The sequence below is a fragment of the Branchiibius hedensis genome, assembly GCF_900108585.1.
GTDB lineage: Bacteria > Actinomycetota > Actinomycetes > Actinomycetales > Dermatophilaceae > Branchiibius > Branchiibius hedensis.
In genome coordinates, this window is record NZ_UESZ01000001.1 from 3446826 (window position 1) to 3462127 (window position 15302).

General features: G+C 67.7%; 14 protein-coding genes. 7 read left to right on the top strand and 7 right to left on the bottom strand.

The annotated features are described in order from the left end of the window. Nucleotides 1-80: 80 nt before the first annotated feature. Genes DR843_RS16750 through DR843_RS16765 form a run of 4 tightly spaced genes read right to left on the bottom strand, consistent with a single transcriptional unit; the run spans nt 81 to nt 3290 of the window. Nucleotides 81-1010, bottom strand: a complete 930-nt coding sequence (locus tag DR843_RS16750) for an NADP-dependent oxidoreductase (RefSeq protein WP_109687639.1) — start codon at nt 1008-1010, stop codon at nt 81-83. A 42-nt stretch (nt 1011-1052) separates the two neighbouring features. Beyond that, a complete protein-coding gene (locus DR843_RS16755) occupies nt 1053-2267 on the bottom strand; it encodes a Cmx/CmrA family chloramphenicol efflux MFS transporter (RefSeq protein ID WP_109687640.1) in 1215 nt (404 codons plus the stop codon). After that, a complete protein-coding gene (locus tag DR843_RS16760; RefSeq protein WP_109687642.1) occupies nt 2264-2842 on the bottom strand; it encodes a TetR/AcrR family transcriptional regulator in 579 nt (192 codons plus the stop codon). Before DR843_RS16760 ends, DR843_RS16755 begins: the two co-directional genes overlap by 4 nt. 40 nt (nt 2843-2882) lie before the next feature. Next, nucleotides 2883-3290: a hypothetical protein gene (locus DR843_RS16765; protein WP_146202609.1), complete on the bottom strand. Its 408-nt coding sequence runs from the start codon at nt 3288-3290 to the stop codon at nt 2883-2885. A gap of 156 nt (nt 3291-3446) precedes the next feature. Between DR843_RS16765 and DR843_RS20875 the strand changes: the two genes are divergently transcribed. Next, the gene (locus tag DR843_RS20875) at nt 3447-5339 is read left to right on the top strand and encodes a DUF222 domain-containing protein (RefSeq protein ID WP_146202610.1); all 1893 of its coding nucleotides are present in this window, start codon (nt 3447-3449) and stop codon (nt 5337-5339) included. A 3-nt stretch (nt 5340-5342) separates the two neighbouring features. On the opposite strand, the gene DR843_RS16775 is transcribed toward DR843_RS20875, so the two are convergent. The 3 genes from DR843_RS16775 to DR843_RS16785 are packed head-to-tail and all read right to left on the bottom strand — an operon-like array spanning nt 5343 to nt 8082. Beyond that, on the bottom strand, nt 5343-6914 hold the full coding sequence (locus DR843_RS16775; RefSeq protein WP_109687647.1) for an MDR family MFS transporter: 1572 nt from the start codon (nt 6912-6914) through the stop codon (nt 5343-5345). Next, entirely contained in the window at nt 6911-7558 is a 648-nt protein-coding gene (locus tag DR843_RS16780) for a TetR/AcrR family transcriptional regulator (protein ID WP_109687649.1), read from the bottom strand. Before DR843_RS16780 ends, DR843_RS16775 begins: the two co-directional genes overlap by 4 nt. A gap of 50 nt (nt 7559-7608) precedes the next feature. Continuing rightward, nucleotides 7609-8082: a MarR family winged helix-turn-helix transcriptional regulator gene (locus tag DR843_RS16785; protein ID WP_109687651.1), complete on the bottom strand. Its 474-nt coding sequence runs from the start codon at nt 8080-8082 to the stop codon at nt 7609-7611. 58 nt (nt 8083-8140) lie between these two features. Here DR843_RS16785 and DR843_RS16790 point away from each other — a divergent pair, with 58 nt between their 5' ends. From DR843_RS16790 to DR843_RS16815, 6 genes are all read left to right on the top strand, one after another. After that, complete coding sequence (locus tag DR843_RS16790) at nt 8141-9601, top strand: MFS transporter (RefSeq protein ID WP_109687653.1); 1461 nt, start codon at nt 8141-8143, stop codon at nt 9599-9601. A gap of 79 nt (nt 9602-9680) precedes the next feature. Then, on the top strand, nt 9681-12260 hold the full coding sequence (locus DR843_RS16795; RefSeq protein ID WP_146202611.1) for an FtsX-like permease family protein: 2580 nt from the start codon (nt 9681-9683) through the stop codon (nt 12258-12260). Then, the gene (locus tag DR843_RS16800) at nt 12257-13114 is read left to right on the top strand and encodes an ABC transporter ATP-binding protein (protein WP_109687657.1); all 858 of its coding nucleotides are present in this window, start codon (nt 12257-12259) and stop codon (nt 13112-13114) included. The genes DR843_RS16795 and DR843_RS16800 overlap by 4 nt, the downstream gene beginning before the upstream one ends. Then, nucleotides 13111-13692: an ATP-binding cassette domain-containing protein gene (locus DR843_RS16805; RefSeq protein WP_109687659.1), complete on the top strand. Its 582-nt coding sequence runs from the start codon at nt 13111-13113 to the stop codon at nt 13690-13692. Before DR843_RS16800 ends, DR843_RS16805 begins: the two co-directional genes overlap by 4 nt. 12 nt (nt 13693-13704) lie before the next feature. Next, nucleotides 13705-14658 (top strand): GNAT family N-acetyltransferase, encoded by a 954-nt coding sequence (locus DR843_RS16810; protein WP_109687661.1) that lies wholly within the window; start codon nt 13705-13707, stop codon nt 14656-14658. Beyond that, the gene (locus tag DR843_RS16815) at nt 14655-15293 is read left to right on the top strand and encodes an NAD(P)H-binding protein (RefSeq protein WP_109687663.1); all 639 of its coding nucleotides are present in this window, start codon (nt 14655-14657) and stop codon (nt 15291-15293) included. Before DR843_RS16810 ends, DR843_RS16815 begins: the two co-directional genes overlap by 4 nt. The last annotated feature ends 9 nt before the right edge of the window (nt 15294-15302 follow it).

Genomic DNA, 15302 nt, shown 5'->3' on the forward strand with positions numbered 1-15302 from the left:
TATAACTGACGCTACTCCTCAGCGCCGAGGTTGCACTGCGATTGCACGTGGTGCTGATCACATGCCGGAGCACCGGCGAACTAGCTGTCTTCGCTGACCACGATCACCAGTTTGCCGGCGACGTGACCTTCCTGGCTGCGGGCGAAAGCCTCTGCCACCTGGTCCAATTCGTAGGTGCCGGCGATGTCGACGGTTAGTTCGCCGTGTCCGGCGAGATCGGCCAGCCACTGCAACTCGGCCGCGTCCGGGCGCACCCAGATCCAGTGACCGCCGTGCTGCTCGACCGAGGGGTCAGCGACCGATGCGTGCCGGCCACCGTCGGCCAGGACCGCCAATGTGTCGTCGAGATTCCCGCCGACGAAGTCGGCGACGGCGCTCACTCCGTCCGGCGCGAGCTCGCGGACTCGGTCAGCCAACCCCTCGCCGTACGTGACGGGGGTGGCTCCAAGGCCGAGCAAGCGGTCGTGGTTGGTGGTCGACGCGGTGCCGATCACGGTGGCGCCCAGGAGTCGGGCCAGTTGTACGGCGATCCGGCCGACGCCACCCGCCGCGCCGTGGATGAGGAGGGTGTCACCTTCGCCGACGCGCAGCGCGCGCAACGTCCGCAACGCGGTCAGGCCGGTGAGCGGTAGCGCCCCGGCCACGTTCCACGGCAGGTCCGTGGGTTTGCGCGCGGCGGCGCGAACGGGGACGGTGACCAACTCAGCGAACGTCCCGCCGTGCACCCAGTCCTTGCGCGCGTACGCCAGGATCTCATCGCCCACCTCGAACTCCGGGGTGTCCGGGCCGGTGGCGCGCACGACGCCCGCGACGTCCCAGCCGGGCACGATCGGGAAGGTCGCCTCCATCATCGCGTCCAGACCGCCGGACATCAGCTTCCAGTCGACCGGGTTCACCCCCGCGGTGCGCACCTCGACCAACAGCTCACCCGGCCCGACTTTGGGGTCGGGCAGCTCCCGAGTGGTGAGTACGTCGAGACGTCCGTATTCGTCGTAAGCAACCGCGCGCATGTAGAGGACAAGGCGGCGTGGGCAGCGGCTATTCCGCCGGGCTCAGGCCAGGTCGCAAGTCACCGGCACACACTCGATGGCCGGGGTGGGTTCGCGCTCCAGCCGCCACGAGCACAAGGCCAGTGCGAAGGCCAGCACGGAGAGGCCGACCGATGCGTAGATGGGCGCGGTCAGGCCCAGTCCCGCGGTGATCACCAGGCCGCCGAGCCACGGGCCCACGGCGTTCCCGACGTTGAAGGCCGTGACGTTGAACGCCGAGGCCATGGTCGGTGCCTCGGCTGCATGCACGAAGACGCGCGCGTTGATCGCGGAGGCGATCGAGAAGCCGGTGATCCCGAAGAGGACCACCGCCGCCACGACCAGGGTGCTGTGACTGGCGCTGGCTCGCAGCACCAGCAGGGACACGGCCAGGGCGACCAGGGAGATCAGGACGTTGGCGAGGAGGTTGCGATCGGCGTACCGGCCGCCCAGGTTCAAGCCGATGAACGAACCGACACCGAAGCCGAGAAGTACTGCGGGGACGACGGATTCGGGCAGGCCGGAGACATCGGTGAGCAGCGGTGCCAGGTAGGAGAACGTGCAGAACACGGCGGCCTGGAAGGCAGCGATGGTCGCCAGGGCGAGCAGGAGGCGGGGTTTGCGGATGACCCGCAGTTCCCTCTTCGCGACGGTGGCCAGCGAGTCGGTGGTGTGCTCGCCGGTCTCGGGGACGGCGATGCGGGTGACGATCGTCGCGAGTAGGGCGGCGATGCCGATGCACAAAAAGGTTGCGCGCCAGCCGAATTGGTTGCCAAGGAAGGTGCCGAGGGGTACGCCGGCGATGTTGGCCAGGGTCATGCCACCCAGCAGGGCCGCCATCCCGCGGGCGATCTGGTCGCTGCGGACCAGGGTCACGACGGTCACGGCGCTGACCGCCCAGAAGGTGGCGGCGGCGACTGCGGCCAGGACGCGCGAGCCGAGGATCACCGGGTAGGAGTGGCTGAACACCGGGATGAGATGGGCGAGACCGAACACGGTGGATGCAGCCAGCAGCGTCACTCGGCGCGGCAGACGCAGGGTCAGCAGTGTCATGACCGGCGCACCGACGAGCATGCCGATGGCGAAGGCGCTGATCAGGTTGCCGACCGCCGGGATGCTGGTGTGCAGGTCCGCGGCCATCTGGGGGAGTAGGCCGGCGATCATGAACTCGGAGGTCCCGAGGCAGAAGATCGTCAGGGTCAGTGCGTAGACACCCAGGGGTAGGCGCTCGCGGGTCATGGGATCAACCTCATCAGGGTGTCGATGTCAGCTTCGATGTGCTTGCGGGACTTGGTGATTCGGGCCCTGACCTGGAGGCCGTCAAGCGCAGCGTGGATGACGCGGGCGAGGGCGTGGGCGTCGGTGGGGGCGATCGAGCCGTCATCGATGCCGCGGGTCAGGATCTGCTCGATCGTCCTGTCGAACGCGGTCGCATTGTCGGCCAGCACCTTGCCGATCTGCGGGTCCGAGGTACCCAACTCCACACACGCATGGATGCCGAAACACACCCGATGGCTTGGGTCGGCGTACTGGATCCCGATCACCTTGCGCAAGGTGGCGCGCAAGAGGTCACGGCCACTCTCGGGGCGCTGGAGAGTCCGCTCGCGGTCGGCCACGCGCTCGTCGATGTAGCGCTGCAGGGACGCCAGGTAGACGTCACGTTTGCCGCCGAAGCTGTTGTAGAGACTGCTGCGGGACAGGTCGGCGCACGCGCACAGGTCGTCGGTCGAGGTCGCGGTGTAGCCGGTCGTCCAGAACTGATCGACGGTGGCGTCAAGCACGGCGGCGCGGTCGAAGGAGCAGGGGCGGGCCATGTGGCCGACCCTAGACCTTTCTGGACAGTACTGTCCAGAACTACTCGTCCACGGCCAACCGTTGAATGCCGTCGTTCGTGGCGAGATGGATCGACCAGGGCATCAGCGTTTCATCGAAGGTGGCCTTCAGGTGCGCCGCCCAACGGCGGTCGTTCTTCAGGACCACGCCCTTGCCCGGGCGCGAGAGGAGGAGGGCCACGCAGGTCGGAGAGGTCTGCCGAATAGACTCGCGGACGATCATCGCCAGGTTGCGCACCATGCGCTCGTCCGGCTCGACGGGGATGCCGTCGATGGGCAGGATCGTTGGTAAGACGCTGCTGTCCTCGTCGATGAAGATCAGCCAGAGAGACCGTTTGCTGAAGCCGAACGGTCCCATCAGATTGCGCCAGGTCCTCAGGAGATCGGCGTCGCTGCGAACGAACGTTTCTTCTGGTCGGGTGAGTGTCATGCGCATCAGTGTGATCCTTGCGAAGGGTCGAAATCCGTTGTCCACAGGTCTGATTCGCTTTCCGCTTGACGGTGGGTTTTCCACACCTTTCTGCCGTGATCCCCGCTTGTCGGTGGTCTCCCATAGGTTGATTCCACTGGCACTTGAGGGGGTGTGATGGTCGGTCTGGTTGAGGCGATTTCGGCGCTCGAAGCTGCCGTCATCGCGGTGCCCTCGGATTGGTCAGCTTTTGACGGGGCCGTCGTGCGGGACCTCAACGTGCAGCTTCTCCGCGTCGAATCCCGCCTGGCCGCAGTGCGATTGGCCGCCGTACGCCGATTGGACGAGTTGGATATCGCCCGCACCGAGGGTGCGACCTCGACAGGTGCCCTGTTGGCTCGCAGTCACGGTGGTGACCGGGCCGGGCAGGAGCGCTTCGTGCGGTTGGCCCAATCCTTGACCCGGTCGGGTGCGGCGGAGACCGAGTCGCTCTTGGCCGCCGCGGAACTGACCACGGCCCAGGCGGAGGTGATCGCCCGGTCGTTGGTGGCGCTGCCACAGGAGGCGACCGACACCGATCGGCGCCGCGCCGAGAAGGTGATGTTGGAGGCGGCTGGTCGGCTCCGGTTGCCCGACCTGCGGCGCCGGGGTGAGCGACTGGCCGACACGATGCGCAGTCAGGAGCAGGCCGACGCGGAGTTCGACGAGCAACTGGAGCGACGGGAGCGCACGGCCCGGGAGCGGGCGTCGTTGAGGCTGTGGGACGACCCGGATGGCGTCGTCTGTCACGGCAGGTTCACCATCCCGAAGGCGCAAGCGGACATGCTTCGGGCTGTCCTGCAGGGGTTTTCGGCGCCGAGGCGCAAGCACCTGAAGTCATCGACGACGGTGGGTAGCGGCCTGCCATTCACTCCCGAGCATCGTGACGGTGTCGCTCTCACGGATCTGCTGTCCCGGATCCCCACCGATCGGCTGCCTCAGCACGGCGGCGCTGCCTCCACGGTCGCGGTGATGATCGATCTGGAATCGTTGACCGGCGAACTGCGGCGCTCAGGCAGCCTGCTGGGATCCGCAACTCCGCTGTCGGCCAGCCAGATCCGATTGATGGCGTGCGGCGCGACCATCCTTCCGGTTGTCCTCGGTGGTTCGTCGGCCCCGTTGGATCTGGGCCGTGGCCAGCGGTTGTTCAGCAAAGCGCAGCGGCTGGCGTTGGCGGCCCGGGACGGCGGTTGCACGTTCCCCACCTGCGATCGGCCGCCGGGGTGGACCGAGGTGCATCACATCAACGCGTGGGCGCGGGGCGGGCGTACGGACGTGGATAACGGCGCGTTGGTCTGCCCGGTCCATCACCACCTGATCGACACGCAGGGCTGGGAGTTGCGGGTGCGGGGCGGGCGCGTCGAGTACCGCAAACCGGGTGCCAGCGACTGGTTGGTTAATGAGCGATACCGGCCTGGTGATCGGGCGGGCGCGGCTGCGGGAGATCCGTCGGAGGACGGCCGGTTTGCGTCGGGTAGGACCTCGGCGTGTGCCAAGCGAGGCGAGCGTTCAGTCACGGTGCGGGTGGCCGACGTCTTCGACGTCTTCGACGTCTTCGACGGCGCAGACGACCTCACGGGCCGCGCTCCGGCACTCGAGATGGTGCGGGCCGGCTGTTTGAGAGTGGCGGCTGGGTCCGGCGCGGATCGTGGTGGCGGTGCCGGACGGTGGCGTCCTGCGCGGGGACCGCCGCCTGGACCCCGTCGGTGGGAAGGCCGCGGCTGCGCTAGCGTGCGCCGAGTGATCCTCGAACACGCCCTTCTTCCCGTCGTGCCCGGTCAGGAGGCGGCCTTTGAGGTGGCCTTCGAACAGGCCCGGCCGTTGATCAGCGGCCAGCCGGGTTTCGTCTCACTGCGACTGGCCCGGAGCGCCGAAACGCCCTCCCACTACGTGTTGCTCGTGGAGTGGGAGAGCGTTGAGGCGCACACCGAGGGATTTCGCCGGTCACCGGAGTATCTGCAGTGGAAAGAACTGCTGCACCACTTCTACGACCCGTTCCCGGTGGTCGAGCACTTCACCGACGTGCCCTGACGGCTAGTCGGCCATGACGGCGGCTACCTCGAGGGGTTCGGCTGCTTCGTGCTCGATCGTGGTGGCCAGCGGCTTCTCGTGGACGAATCCGAGAAGGGCGGCGGCCAGCACCATCAGCGGCACCAGGTAGAAGAACACCGGTGTGAGGGCGTCGCTGTAGGCCGACACGATCACGTGCTGCACCGACTCCGGGAGCGTCTTGACCAGATCCGGCGTCAGCGAGTTGGCCGAGGCGCCGCTGCCGGTGGAGGACAGACCGGAGAGCAGTTCGGCGAGCCGGTTGGCGAAGACCGTTCCGACGATGGCGGATCCGAGGGAGGCACCGATCTGGCGGAAGTAGTTGTTCGACGCGGTCGCCGTGCCGACCTCGCGAGCCGGGAAGGTGTTCTGCACGATGAGTACCAGGATCTGCATCGACAGACCCAGCCCGATGCCCATGACGGCCAAGTAGCTGCAGATCACGACGATCGAAGTGTCCGCGGTCATCGTGGACATCAGCCAGAGCGCGACGCCGACGACGATGGCGCCGACGATCGGGTAGACCTTGTAGCGACCCGTGCGGCTGACCACCTGACCGACGACGGTCGAGGTGATCAGGACGCCGGCCATCATCGGGATCATCAACAGCCCCGCCTTGGTGGCGCTGGAGCCGGTGACCATCTGCAGGTACGTCGGTAGGTAGGCCATGGCGCCGAACATCGCAATCCCGATCAAGAGACCAGCAACGGTGGTGAGCACGAAGTTGCGCTCCCGGAACAGGTGCAACGGCATGACGGGCTCGTCCACGCGGCGCTCGACAAAGACGAAACCAACTGCGGCAGCGATGGTTACGGCGATCAGACCGATGATCTGAGCAGAATCCCAGGCGTACGTCGTACCGCCCCACACCGAGGTGAGCACCAGCGACGCGGACGCAACAGCAAGCAGCGTGGTGCCCGCAACGTCCAGCTTCGGACGGTCGGCCGTGGCGGTGTGCGGGTGCAGGAAGAAGACTGCGGCCGCGATAGCCAGCAGGCCGAGCGGGATGTTCATCCAGAACGCCCAGCGCCAACCGGGACCCTCGGTGAAGTAGCCGCCCAGGAGGGGGCCGGCGACCGAGGCGAACGCGAAGACCCCGCCCATGATGCCCATGTAGCGACCGCGCTGCCGGGCGGGCACGACGTCGGCGATGATCGCCATCGCCAGGATCATCAGTCCACCACCGCCGAGGCCCTGGACGGCGCGACCGATGATCAGCCAGGTCATGGTCCCGGCCAGGCCACCGATGACCGAACCGGCCATGAAGAGGGTGATCGCGGCGATGAAGATGTTCTTGCGGCCGATCAGATCACCGAGTTTGCCGTAGACCGGCATCATGATCGTCGAGGCCAGGATGTAGGCCGTGGTCACCCACAGCATGTGGTCGACACCGTTGAGCTCACCGACGATGGTCGGCAGCGCGGTGCTGAAAATGGTCTGGTCCAGCGATGCCAGCAGCATCGCGATCATCAGACCGGCGAAGACGAGCAGGACGCCGCGGCGCTGCGAGGCAGTGGCGTCGGGTTCGGCTGCGTTGTCAACAGCAGCGGATGTCATTGAAGGCTCCTGATGGTGTGATGGACGAGCGTGAGTGCACGCTCCTCGAGGTTGGTTTCGTCGAGCGGCTGGTCCGGCGTCGTTGCCGCCCAGTCCTCGATCGCGGTTTTGACCGCGGCACCGCACAGGGCGATGACCAGCGGAGTCGACGGGGCGCTGTCCGGGTCGGCAGCCCAGGTGGGGTGTGCGGCCAGGATGCGCGCGGCGTACTCGACGGTGCGGGTACGCCGCGCGGCCAGTTGCGCGAACTGACCGGTGATCAGTTCGGGGTGGCGCTGGATGACGGTCATCCGGTCGGCCTGTCGGGCCGGGGTGTGCACGTGGCTACTGGTGCCCATGGTGGCCAGCACCAGACGGATCACCAGCCTCAGCGGTTCGACCGAACCGTCCTGGGCCTCGGCGAGCACGTCCTCGAAGGCTGCAACGTCGGACACATCCGGTTGGATGCCGAGGATCGCCGCGTCCTTGCCTTCGTAGTAGTTGAAGAAGGTGCGCGCCGACACGTCGGCCTGTTCGCTGATCGCTTCGATCGTGGCGGCTTCCAGCCCGCCCGAGAGAACCAACGAAAGGGCGGCCGCATGGATGCGGGCCGCCGTTTCGGTGCGCTTGCGGTCGCGCAGACCGGGCGTCTTGGAAGTGGACATATAGCTACACTAACGCAAAGTTGCATTAGTGCAAAATTGCGTTAGTGTAGCTAAGGGGAGCCGAGGCGGGACCAGGTCTGCCGGCGCACCGCATCGCCGTAGCCATCGACGAAGGTGCCGAGCAGTTCGAGGAAGTGCTCCCGCTCGGCGGCTGGCAGATGGCCCAGGGCCTGGTCGAGCAACTCAAGGTGCACGGCCAGGTCGCGTTCGAATCGCTCGATCCCCGAGTCGGTCGCCTCGAAAAGCCATGCTGCGCGGCCGGATTCGCGGTCCCGGGACAGCAGCCCGGCGGCGAGCGCCGCGTTGACCTGCCGGTTCACCGTCGACTGCTCAAGGTCGAGGCTTTCGGCGATCTGTCGCATGGTGCGCGGCTGGCGGTCGCTGAACAGCCACATGAGCCGGCCATCAGCGGCATTCAGCGAGGCGTGTTGCTCGGTCACCCGCCGGATCCGCTGCAGTGAACTGAGGAGGGAGGCCACCTCGCGGTCCTGGGGGAGGGCGGCCGGTTTAGGGGTCTGCGCCATGAGTGTGTAACCTACACAAGTTGCCCGAATGTGTACGTTACATAACCCCGGAGATGTGATGCCTTCCTCCCGCTCACCACGATTCCCCGCCCTCGCGGTGATCGTCGTCCTGTGTCTCGGCAGCCTGTGCGGCGCGTTGATGCAGTCCCTGGTCATCCCCATCCAGAGCGAACTGCCGCACCTGCTGTCGACCGACGCCGGTAGCGCCTCGTGGGCGATCACGGCCACCTTGCTCGCGGCCGCTGTGACGATGCCTGTCACCGGTCGCCTCGCGGACATGTTCGGCAAGAAGCCGGTCATGGTCGTCTCCGCCGGCATCCTGGTGGTCGGCTCCGCGCTGGCGGCGATCTCCACCACGCTGCCGCCGTTCCTGGTCGGGCGTGCGCTGCAGGGTATCGCGATGGGCTACATCCCGGTCGCCATCAGCATGGTCCGCGAGATCGCGCCGCCCGAACGCCGGGCAGGTGCGGTCGCCGCGGTCAGCGCCACGCTCGGCGTCGGCGGTGCCCTCGGCCTGCCGCTGTCGGCATGGATCGCGCAGGACTACTCCTGGCACGGACTCTTCTGGCTCTCCACGGTCCTCGCCGCGCTCATCCTCGTGGCCACCGCGATCGTCGTACCCGATATCCATGACGCCCACCCGGCGCACCTGGACATCGTCGGCATCATTGGCCTGGCGGTCGGGCTGGTTGCGGTCCTGGTCGGTGTCTCCAAGGGTTCGGAGTGGGGCTGGAGCGCCACGTCCACGATCGGTGCGATCGTCGGTGGCCTCGTCGTGCTGGTGGCCTGGGGTTGGTACGAGCTGCGTCACCACGACCCGTTGATCGACCTGCGCACCACCTCGCGCCGCCCGGTGCTCTTCACCAACCTGGCCGCCGTGCTGATCGGCTTCGGCATGATGGCCCAGTCGATCGTCGTACCCCAACTGCTGGAGATGCCCACCGAAACCGGTTACGGGCTGGGCCAATCCATCCTGCACGCCGGTCTGTGGATGGCACCCGGTGGTCTGATGATGATGGCGTTCGCGCCGGTCTCCTCCGCCCTGATCACCCGCTCCGGGGCGCGGATCACCCTGGCGCTGGGTGCGTTGGTCATCGGCGTCGGGTACGTCGTGGCGCTGGCTCTGATGGGCGCCCCGTGGCAGCTGATGGTCGCCTCGTGCATCGTGTGCGCCGGTGTCGGTATCGGCTACGCCGCGATGCCGACCCTGATCATGGACAACGTGCCGCTGTCCGAAGCCGGCTCCGGAGTGGGCGTGAACGCCCTGATGCGTTCGGTGGGTACGACGATCGCCGGCGCTGTGATGGCCGCCATCCTGACCAGCGACACGGTGAAGTTCGCCGGGAGCGTGGAGATTCCGGCCAAGAGCGCGTTCCAGCTTTGCTTCATCGTCGGTGCGGTTGCGGCGCTCGCCGGTTCAGCGGTCACGCTGCTCATCCCGCGGCGTTCGGCTGTGACCAGTGAGGAGCCCATCGAACTGCACGAGGACGGCACCGAAGTGGGTCTGGCCGCTGGCTGACCGCCCGAGGTGCCAGGTGTAACCGAATCGTGAGGGGGAGCGGGCCCAGCTGACCCGAGGTTCCTGGCAGGGTAATCGGGTGACTTCCCTCGTTGCCCGCGCCCGCAGCAGCCGGCGCGGGCAACACGTTGTCGTGACCGTGGTGGTTGCGCTGATCGTGGCGACCGTCGCGCTGATCCCGTTGGTCGAGCGGTCGTTCTCCTCGGCCCTCGTGGACTACCGCGTCCAGCAACTGCCGCCGGTCAGCGCCCAGGTCGAGGTCGATGCGCCGCAACGCTACGGCCAGGACTACCAACACATGGCGTCGTACGTCGATCCGCGGCTTCGCGCGGTGACTCAGGCGCCCGTGGAGACCACGCAGGTCACCGGGATGTGGGCCGATCAGAACGTCCTGGTCCTCGTGCAGAGCACCGTCGGGCAGTGCCAGCAGATCACCATCACCACCGGACGATGCCCCGAAGCGGCCAACGAGATCCTGGTGTCCGATGCGGCGCTCGCAGCCCAGAAGGTCTCCGGGCTGACGATCGGAGCACGGCTCACAGTCGGTCAGATCAACGGCTCGGCCCTGCCGGCGCAGTTACCGAAGAAAGCCCTGACCGTGGTCGGGTCGTTCACGGCGGCCCCCACGTCGTACTGGGGTGGGGTCAATCCCGCCCGGTATGCCCCGCCCAACCCCGCCCACTCGGCGCCGAACCAGGTGTGGCTGACCGGGCCGGCGACGTTCGAAGCGGCACAAGGCTGGTTCTCCCCGAACCTGTCGGTGCGGTTCCCCCTCAAGAACGACGCGATCACCGCGAACACCCTCGCTACCGCGGTGGCAGGGGCGGCCAAAACCAGCAGCGCCATGCCAGACGGGGTGACGGTCACCGAGCCGCTCACCCAGATCCAACAGGACATCGCGACCGACCTCGACCAGGTCAAGCAACTCGTGCCGTTGCTGTTCGTGCAACTGCTGATCCTGGTGCTGATCCTCGCCTACCAGGTGTTCAGTCTGCTCACCAATCTGCGCCGCTCGGACGCGGCCGTGCTGAAGATGCGCGGACACGACCGCCGCAGTCTGTTGCGTTTCGCGGTGGGTGAATTCGCCGGGGCGGTGCTGCTAGGGCTGCCGCTCGGTCTGCTGGTCGCCTACCTCGCGGCCGCCGCCATCGGAGCGTTCATCCTGCCGACCGGCACGATGCCCGCGTGGAACTGGTGGGCGCTGGTGTGGGGCGTGCTCGCCGTACTCGTCGCGATCGCGCTCTTGGCCCTGATCTGGGCGCGGATGACCCGCACCCCGATCATCGACCTGATGCGGGCGGCGCCGCGGCGGGTCCGCGGGGTGCCGGTGGCCCTGATCGTGGCCGGCGCCTTGGCGTTCGCGGGCGTCATCCTCGCGGCGACCGGCAACCTGACCGGGGCACCGAGCCTGCTCGTCCCGACGCTCGCGGCGATCGTGCTGGCCACGTTGCTCGCCGCCGGGCTCGGGGTGGTGGGTGCAGCGCTGGTACGCCGACTGTTCAGTACCGGGCGCGCGACCGGTGCGCTGGGGCTGGCCCAGACCATCCGCCGGCCCGGTGTGGTGACGGTTCTGACCACACTGATCATCGCCACCACGCTGGTCAGTTTCAGCGCCAGCCTGCTGATGCGCGGCGATGAGAACCGGCAAGCCCGGGCGAGCGCCGATGTCGGCGCTGCCGTGGTCGTTGGAGCCAGTTCCAGTGTGACCGGGGCGGTCGACCCGTCGGCGCTGCTGGAGGCGGTCGACAAGACCGACCCGGGTCACACCCAGCTGACCCCGGTGGTCGAAATCAGTGCCGCCTCCGACAATGCGCTGGCCACGGTGGGAGTCATCCCCTCGGACATGCAGCGGATCGCCGCCACCGACGGGTTGTCGTCCAACATCCCGTGGGACGCGCTGAAACAGCCGGGTTCGCCGACTGCACTCTCGGCGATCGTCCCTGACGCAGTGGCCACGAGGACCGGGGTGCAATTGACGGCGCCCAGCATGGCCGACCGGGACGGTCAGGTGAACGTCGTTGGCACCACCGCCTACATCCCCGGTGTGCCGTTGCGGGCGGTGGTGGTGGACCTGAAGACCATGTTGGCCGGCGGTTCGCGGACCGACCAGGTACTCGAGAGCGTCTGGTCCTCCTCGACCGATCCCGCTCTGCTGCAACGGTTGACGGACAACCTGAGCGCCGCCGGATTCGACCTCATCAACGTCAACACCATCGCCAAACAGCGGGCGGAGTACGACGCCACGGCCACCGCGTGGTCGATGCACCTGAGCCTGCTACTGGGCGCGGCAGCCGTCTTGGTCGCGTTGCTCTCCCTCGCCACGATGGTCACGGCGACCAGGCGCCAACGGGCGGTCGACGTACGTTCGCTGGCCGCTGCTGGCGTCCCGCGCCGGATGGTCTCCCGGGCCACGACGATGGAGTTCCTGCTGGTCGCGGTCGTCGCTGCCGTGCTCGGGCTCGTTGCCGCACCGGTCGGCGCCTCGATCGTCGGCGATTCGCTGCCCTGGTGGTCGACGCCACCTGACTATCCCGTGACCAGAACGGGATTCGCGTGGCCAGCCGGAGTCGGCGCGGTCGTTGTTCTCTTCGTGGTCCTGGCGGTGATCGCCGTGTGGGTCAGTCGCCGGGCGCTGCGAGCAGCGGGAGGTGCGCGATGACCGACTTCGAGCCGCGTCAGGGGCTGGCCGTCCAGGTGGACCGGCTGGTGCAGATCTACACCGTCGACGGACAGGACGTCGCGGCCCTGTCGGGAGTCAGCCTTTCGGTCCCCGCCGGTTCGGTCGTTGCCCTGGTCGGGCCGTCGGGAGCCGGCAAGTCCACGCTGCTGAGCGTGCTGTCTGGTCTCGTGCCGCCGAGCGCGGGCCGGGTATTCCTGGGTGATCTCGATCTGGCCCGGGCCAGCACCGAGCAAGTCGACGCGTTACGCGGCGACAAGGTGGCGGTCATGGTGCAGGACATCGACCGGAACCTGTTGCCCTACTTGACGGTTCGCGAAAACGTCGCCCTCACCGCACCTCCTCGCCTGCGCACCGCGATCCGTCCGGCGGACGCTCTGGAGATGGTGGGCGTTCCCGAGGAGGACTGGAACTCGCCGATCGACGCGGTGTCCCCGACGGTGCGGCAGTTGACGGCGCTGGCTTCCAGTGTCGCCCCCGATCCGCAGTTGTTGTTGGCCGACGAGCCCACGTCCAGCCTGACCGGCGACGAAGCGCGGCGGATCACCGAGGCGTTGCGGACCGTCAACCACGAACGAGGTACGACGATCGTGGCCGTCACGCACGACGTCGACGTGGCCGTCGGGCTGGGTGGCCGGATCGTGACCATCCGGGACGGCCGGGTCGGCAACGACAGCACCAGCTTCGAGACGACGGAAATCGTTGTCGGAGAAGGTGGCACGGTCGTGTTGGGCGCAGAGTTCGACGAGGACTTCCCACCGGGCACCCGGTTGCGGATCGAGCGGGATCCGGCGAACGGCGCGATCATCCTGACCAGGGTCGAGGAGCTGCGATGATCCAGATCGATTCGGCCAGTGTGCGATTCGGTGACACGACCGCGCTGCAGGAGCTGAGTCTGCACGTGCCGGATCGCACGATTGCCCTGGTCACCGGCCACGCCGGCAGCGGCAAGTCCACCCTGATCGACGTGTGCCGCGGCGTGGTGACCCCGGACTCCGGCAGCATCAGCGTCGACGAGCCGATCGCGGTCGTCACGCAGAGCTACCAATTGCCCAGTAGCCTCACCGCCCTGGAGCAGTTGGTGTTGCAGGGATTGATTCGTGGCGTTCCGGCCGCCGAGGCGGAGAGGGCCGGTCAGGAGTTGCTGGTCGCGCTCGGCCTCGACGGCGTCGATCGCAACATGCCGGATGAACTCTCCGGTGGGCAGCGACAGCGACTGGCGGTGGCCCGGGCCCTGGCGGCGCGGCCCAAGACCTTGCTGCTCGACGAACCCACCAGCGCGCTCGACCGCGCCAGTCGCGGCCTGGTCTTGCGCGCGGTGCGGGTGGCCGCCGACGCCGGGGCGGCGGTGCTGATGACCACCAACGACGTCGAGTTGGCGGACTGGGCGGATCAGGTGACCACCCTGGCGTGACACGATGCCGCCATGCAGATCCGTGTAGCCCGCCGCGACGAAGCGGCCGTCATCGCTGACCTTGTGCAGAGCGCCTACCGGGGCGACTCCGGCCGGCGCGGTTGGACCACCGAGTCCGACCTGCTCGACAACCAGCGGATCGGTGCGGACGAGGTCCGGGCGATCATCGACGGGACCGATAGTGCGGTCCTGGTCGGGCAGGACGGGGAGCGCATCATCGCGTGTGCCGAGCTTCGACGGTTCGATGACCACACGGCGTACTTCGGGATGTTCGCAGTGGACCCGGACCAGCAGAACGCGGGAGTCGGACGGCAACTACTCACCGCTGCAGAGCAGTTCGCCCAGCAGACCTGGCACGCCGACACCATGCGGATGATGGTCATCGACCTGCGCACGGAGCTGATCGACTGGTATCACCGCCGCGGCTACCAGAGGACCGACGAGGTCATCCCGATGCCCGAGGAGTTCCTCGTCGGTGCCAGCCAGCCGGACCTGAAGTTCGCGGTGCTCACCAAGCGGCTCGGACCGAACCTGACCCCGATCACGGCGGAGGACCGGGACGCGTGGGAGCCGCTGTGGCAGGGCTACCTGAGGTTCTACGAGGAGCAGTTGCCCGACGCGATCACTGACGACACGTTCGCGCGACTGGTCGCCGACCAGGAGTTGCACGGCGTCCTGGCCCGGGACGCCGACGGGACGGCGATCGGCTTCGTGCACTGGCTCTTCCACGCCTCGACCTGGACGCCGCAGGGCTACTGCTACCTGGAGGATCTCTTCGTCGCACCGGACTCCCGGGCGCACGGCACGGGTGCCGGCTTGATCGCGCACGTGATGCACGCGGCCCGCGAGGCAGGCGCCGCGAAGGTCTATTGGCTCACCCAACAGGGCAATTCACGCGCCCGGTCGCTCTATGACAAGGTGGCGACAGATACCGGATTCGTGCACTACGAAAGTGAGTTGTCATGACCAAGGTGCTGATCATCGGTGGACACGGCAAGGTCGCCCTGTTGGCGGCACCGCTGTTGGTGGCGCAGGGCGATGAGGTCACCAGCGTCGTTCGCAAGCAGGAGCAGTTCGCTGACGTGCGCGCAACCGGCGCGGAGCCGTTGCTGCTGGACGTCGAGAGCGCTGACGTTGACGCATTGGCCGAGGCGTTCAAGGGGTACGACGTGGTCGTCTGGTCGGCCGGCGCCGGCGGCGGATCACCGGAGCGTACCTACGCCGTGGATCGGGACGCGGCGATCCGCTCGATCGATGCCGCGCAGCGCGATGGCGCCCGTTATGTGATGGTCAGCTACTTCGGCGCCGGACCGGACCATGGGGTGCCGCCGGACAACTCCTTCTTCGCGTACGCCGAGGCGAAAGCCGCCGCCGATCAGCACCTGACCGCGTCCGGGCTGAACTGGACTCTGCTGCAGCCTAGTTCGCTCACGCTGGCAGAGCCCACCGGTCGCATCGACGCCGATGCGACCGAGGGTACCCAGGTGTCCCGCGGCAACGTCGCCCGGGTGATCGCGGCCGTCGTGGCAGCAGGCGATGCGGCTGCGGGTCGCACGATCGCCTTCAACGACGGCGATACCCCGATCGACCAGGTCCTCTAGCGGGCGCCG

Bases quoted from the DNA above. Each gene is read 5' to 3' on its own strand.
- DR843_RS16750 (WP_109687639.1), bottom strand. From the start codon at position 1,010: ATGCGCGCGGTTGCTTACGACGAATACGGACGTCTCGACGTACTCACC.
- DR843_RS16755 (WP_109687640.1), bottom strand. From the start codon at position 2,267: ATGACCCGCGAGCGCCTACCCCTGGGTGTCTACGCACTGACCCTGACG.
- DR843_RS16760 (WP_109687642.1), bottom strand. From the start codon at position 2,842: ATGGCCCGCCCCTGCTCCTTCGACCGCGCCGCCGTGCTTGACGCCACC.
- DR843_RS16765 (WP_146202609.1), bottom strand. From the start codon at position 3,290: ATGACACTCACCCGACCAGAAGAAACGTTCGTTCGCAGCGACGCCGAT.
- DR843_RS20875 (WP_146202610.1), top strand. From the start codon at position 3,447: ATGGTCGGTCTGGTTGAGGCGATTTCGGCGCTCGAAGCTGCCGTCATC.
- DR843_RS16775 (WP_109687647.1), bottom strand. From the start codon at position 6,914: ATGACATCCGCTGCTGTTGACAACGCAGCCGAACCCGACGCCACTGCC.
- DR843_RS16780 (WP_109687649.1), bottom strand. From the start codon at position 7,558: ATGTCCACTTCCAAGACGCCCGGTCTGCGCGACCGCAAGCGCACCGAA.
- DR843_RS16785 (WP_109687651.1), bottom strand. From the start codon at position 8,082: ATGGCGCAGACCCCTAAACCGGCCGCCCTCCCCCAGGACCGCGAGGTG.
- DR843_RS16790 (WP_109687653.1), top strand. From the start codon at position 8,141: ATGCCTTCCTCCCGCTCACCACGATTCCCCGCCCTCGCGGTGATCGTC.
- DR843_RS16800 (WP_109687657.1), top strand. From the start codon at position 12,257: ATGACCGACTTCGAGCCGCGTCAGGGGCTGGCCGTCCAGGTGGACCGG.
- DR843_RS16805 (WP_109687659.1), top strand. From the start codon at position 13,111: ATGATCCAGATCGATTCGGCCAGTGTGCGATTCGGTGACACGACCGCG.
- DR843_RS16810 (WP_109687661.1), top strand. From the start codon at position 13,705: ATGCAGATCCGTGTAGCCCGCCGCGACGAAGCGGCCGTCATCGCTGAC.
- DR843_RS16815 (WP_109687663.1), top strand. From the start codon at position 14,655: ATGACCAAGGTGCTGATCATCGGTGGACACGGCAAGGTCGCCCTGTTG.